The sequence below is a fragment of the Nostoc sp. WHI genome (genome assembly GCF_015714725.1).
In the GTDB taxonomy this organism is placed as follows: Bacteria; Cyanobacteriota; Cyanobacteriia; order Cyanobacteriales; family Nostocaceae; genus Nostoc.
The window spans coordinates 1-2,775 of the sequence record NZ_WBKM01000216.1; the positions used below are offsets into that span (position 1 = coordinate 1).

Below are 2,775 nucleotides of genomic sequence, written 5' to 3' on the forward strand. Positions count from 1 at the left end.
CCATCAATGCTGTCGTTACCCTGACTGCCTATGAAGGTGTCTGTGCCTGCACCACCGTTTAGAGTGTCGTTTCCTGCGCCCCCATTAATTGTGTCATTGCCATTATTACCGGATAATTGGTTATTTTGGGTATCGCCAATAATGCTGTCATTTGCATTTGTGCCGATGACATTATCAAAGTTGACTACAGTAAATGGCAATGTTCCCAAACCAGGAACGTTATTGGCAGCCAAACTTTGAGTTTGCAGGTTAACGGTGATAGATACTCCTGACAAAGATTGGGATGCATCTATGGTGTTGTTGGCAACATTAGCACTAGCAATAATCCTTTCTACTTTAAAGAGTTGGTCTTGCCCCAATCCCCCAGCTTTGACAATAGTTCCGACACCTGACAAGGTTATTTGACCTAGTTGCCTGTAGTCTGCGGTATCAATGCCATCTCCGCCATCAATGCTGTCGTTACCCTGACTGCCTATGAAGGTGTCTGTCCCTGCACCACCGTTTAGAATGTCGTTTCCTGTGCCCCCATCAAGTGTGTCATTGTTATCTCCACCACTTAAACTGTCATTTGATGTCCCACCTGCAAGTGAATCGTCACCAGTCAAACCATTCAAAGTATCGTTACCGGAGATACTATTGGCATCACCTCCATTAGCCCAACCAACTATAGTGTCATTTCCCGAAATAGTGCTACTTCTCGAAGTCCCATTTCTTGTGTCAGAACCTGTAGTGCCGAAAATAAATGCCATGTTATTTTTCCTAAATTTCTCACTATGTAAGTTCAGTCTTAGTCAAAGAACTATTCATCAGTTCAATGTAGATTACTTGCCATTTGCGTAATCTAATGTTGTGAAACATTAATTATTTGGTTAGGAAGTTCTAAACAAAAAAATATCCAACTACTTATTGTGAGCTGCCCCAAATAAGCTGGCTTTAGTTGCAGGCAAACGAAACGCCTACTCTATAAAATTAGATAATTTATTTCTTGAAAGTCCTAATTGATTACCCAAATGGATAAGTAATTAGGTCAAATATTTTGGTTGTTTTTCCAAATTTTTTGAACCCAATCTAGTTATTTATTTATCATGAAGTATAAGGTTACATAAACTTATTTACCAAATCTTTAAAATTTTAATAAATAAGATTCATAATACATTGATATATAGTTTTTAAGCTTTAATTAAATATTTTTCTCCAATCTATTGGTTTTTTTGGTGAACGTTGCAAGTTTCTTAGCTTAACGGGGTATTGTCGTTAAGTTACGTTTCAAAATAATATTTTATATTACAGAAAAATATTATCTTGAATTAGAAAAATATTTTATATTACAGAAAACAATTTTAAATAGATAAGTTAAAATTATATATCTATTCAAAAATGTTTGGCGCTAAATAACACTTGAGCTTTACATAAATTTTATATAGTTATTTGCGATCGCAAAATTAGCGATGGCCGGTCACTAAGCAGTTTCAATACGGTTCAGTTAGACCTAAAAAGCTTAGACTGCGTAGGTTGGGTTGAGAGACGAAACCCAACCTACATACTTTTATTTTTTGAGTTTAACCGAACTATATTGACTCTCTACTGAGGCGTTGCCTCCTGCGTCGGTGTCGGTGTAGGTGTAGGTGTGGAGGTTTCAGTGGGAGTTGGCGTAGAAGTTGGCGTGGGAGTTGGCGTAGAAGTTGGCGTGGGAGTTGGCGTGGGAGTTGGCGTGGGAGTTGGTGTAGGCGTGGGCGTTGGCGATGCGGGTGGGGTGGGAGTTTCCGCTATAATATTGAGCTGATAATCTACTGGTTTCGATGCTGTGGAAACGACGACAAACTCGTAAAATCCGTTTTCTGTTAATTTAGTTGACAAAGTGCGCTGGGTAGAATCTTCTAAAAATTTGATTTTGCCAGAGGGTGAATAGACTGATAATAAAATTTGAGAATTTGCTTGTAGCTTTAATTCCAAAGATTGCTGTTTGGCAAGTTCAGCAATGAACACTTTACCACCACCAGCTTGAAGAGTACCACTGACTGTTTTACCGATCGCATCTGGCTCAAAGACAAGTTTCTGGAAAGCGCTACCGGCGAGGATAGCACTGAGTTTATCGCTCACAAATCCGTACCAAACTTGTCCAATGGGCTGAGATCGAAAATCTTTACCACGCTGCTCAGAAAATACACTTAAGAAAGCAGCGTCTCCCAAATCATATAAAGAACGACTACCAACGTTGATTTTATTGACTTCTACTTTCCAGCGATCGCGTTCAGCAGTTGTATAAGTTCCCAGTTGTCGGCGTGTATTTGAACTCAGTGGTGCTAGCTTTTCCAGCAATTCTGAAGCTGTTTTATCCCATTCTGCACGCAAACCCTCGTCTTCAGGGCGATCGCTGAGAGTGCGTCCCCGTAAACTGGGATTTCTGTCCCAAAAAACTTGATTCACCAAATTAACATAGAAATTTTCTTCAATACTCAACTGTTGACGGCGATCGCTTAATCTTTCTTTACGCTGCCGTTCTGCTGCTGAATATTGTGCTAAGGGATCAGTCGGTTGGTTACTGGTTGGAATTGGGCTAGCTGTGGGAGTAGGTTGGACTTGCCCGACATCGCGGTTGCTATTCAGTCCCCAGAAAACTAATCCAGCAGTACCAGCTACTACCAGCGTCACTAAGAAGGTTTTTGTTGGTGTCCACCAGCTTGCGGGCTGAGGGACTGAAGAAAATGTAGCTTTAGCTTCCCGCAGGGTGGGGGATGGGGAAGGTGAGGAGATGGCGACGGTGGCGGATGTTGG

At 41.0% G+C, this 2,775-nt stretch carries 1 protein-coding gene and 1 pseudogene; both read right to left on the minus strand.

Annotated elements, in window-relative coordinates:
• On the minus strand, positions 1-749 hold a 749-nt coding region (locus F8S12_RS21470), incomplete at its 3' end, for a calcium-binding protein (protein ID WP_269144837.1).
• 832 nt (positions 750-1,581) lie between these two features.
• Positions 1,582-2,775 (minus strand): annotated as a pseudogene (locus tag F8S12_RS21475) (serine/threonine protein kinase); the annotation flags it as partial.